This is a genomic window from Vibrio sp. Vb0598 (assembly GCF_033338935.1).
Classification (GTDB): Bacteria; Pseudomonadota; Gammaproteobacteria; order Enterobacterales; family Vibrionaceae; genus Vibrio; species Vibrio alginolyticus.
Window position 1 is genome coordinate 1 of sequence record NZ_JAWOTP010000167.1, and the last position, 1,255, is coordinate 1,255.

At 43.1% G+C, this 1,255-nt stretch carries 2 protein-coding genes; both read left to right on the top strand.

The features are described from left to right. The coding region (rarD, locus tag R7Q38_RS23780; protein ID WP_318114520.1) for an EamA family transporter RarD at nt 1–629 on the top strand (629 nt) is incomplete at its 5' end. A gap of 205 nt (nt 630–834) precedes the next feature. Continuing rightward, entirely contained in the window at nt 835–1,221 is a 387-nt protein-coding gene (locus tag R7Q38_RS23785) for an MAPEG family protein (protein WP_025816293.1), read from the top strand. Nucleotides 1,222–1,255 lie beyond the last annotated feature (34 nt).

Sequence of the window (1,255 nt, forward strand, 5' to 3'; positions counted from 1 at the left end):
TGACTCACCATCGAGTGATTGATGCAAGCTTGGGCTTTTTCATCGGGCCACTTGTGTCTGTCGCTTTAGGTGTATTTGTTTTGGGAGACAAGCTTTCTAAGGGGCAATTAATTGCAATATTGCTCGCAACTTGTGGCGTGTTATACCAAGTGTTTCAATACGGGCAGCTACCGTTTGTTGCCTTAACAATGGGGCTTTTCTTTGCGCTTTATGGACTCTACAAAAAGAAAATCAACTACGATTGGAGCACAACATTGTTTATTGAAGCACTTGTTCTCGCGCCGTTTGCGTTGGGATATTTGCTGTTCAAACAATGGACGACAGGAGAGCTTGCTTCTTCCGTTGATACGACAACTTTATTGCTTTACTTCGGCAGCGCGCCAATCACGATTCTGCCTTTGATCTTCTACTCAATCGCGATTCGTATTACAAACTTATCGACGGTTGGTTTGATGCAATACATAGAGCCGAGCTTGCAGTTTATTCTTGCTGTCGTGTTCTTTGGGGAGCTGTTCGATGACGTTAAAGCGGTTACGTTTGCCTTTATCTGGGTGGGTTTGTTGCTCACGATCTTCGAAGGCGTTGCGAAAGGAATAAAGCGCAAAAGGTTGGCTAATCATTCGGTGTAGGTTGAATCCGGTTTAAACCAAGTTTGGGCCAAACCACGTTCGTTTTAGTTCATCGTGCATCCAAGTAAAACCAAACATAAAAGCGCTCAGTCGAGCGCTTTTTTATCACTGAAATTCAAGTTATGAATAGCGATGTTTTTCATTATTCGGCATCTTGAAGTTACTTAGGTATAGTGGATAGGTATCTGAATAGAAAGGACTCAACATGATCACTGCACTTTATGCCAGTATTCTGGCTCTACTTTTAGTTTGGTTAGCGTTTCAAGTCATCAAACAAAGGCGCCTTAACAAGGTTGCGTACGCAGATGGCGGCGTAGAAGCACTGCAAATTGCCCGCAGCGCACAAAGTAACGCAAGCGAATACATACCCATTACGCTAATTCTTATGGCGTTGTTAGAGTTTAACGGCGCAGCACCCATTTGGATTCATCTTACCGGTATTATCTTTGTAATTGGCCGCATCATTCATGCCAGAGGTATCCTACAAGAGAGTTTTAAAGGAAGAGTGAAGGGCATGCAGCTGACGTTTCTCGTGATTGTGTCTCTTGTGGTTTTGAATATGTTGTACTTACCTTACGGAAAATTGTGGTAAATCTAATAAGTTCCTACAGCGCGAATCTGTTTGC

Excerpts from the sequence above, each read along its gene's own strand:
- R7Q38_RS23785 (WP_025816293.1), top strand. The coding sequence starts at position 835 with ATGATCACTGCACTTTATGCCAGTATTCTGGCTCTACTTTTAGTTTGG.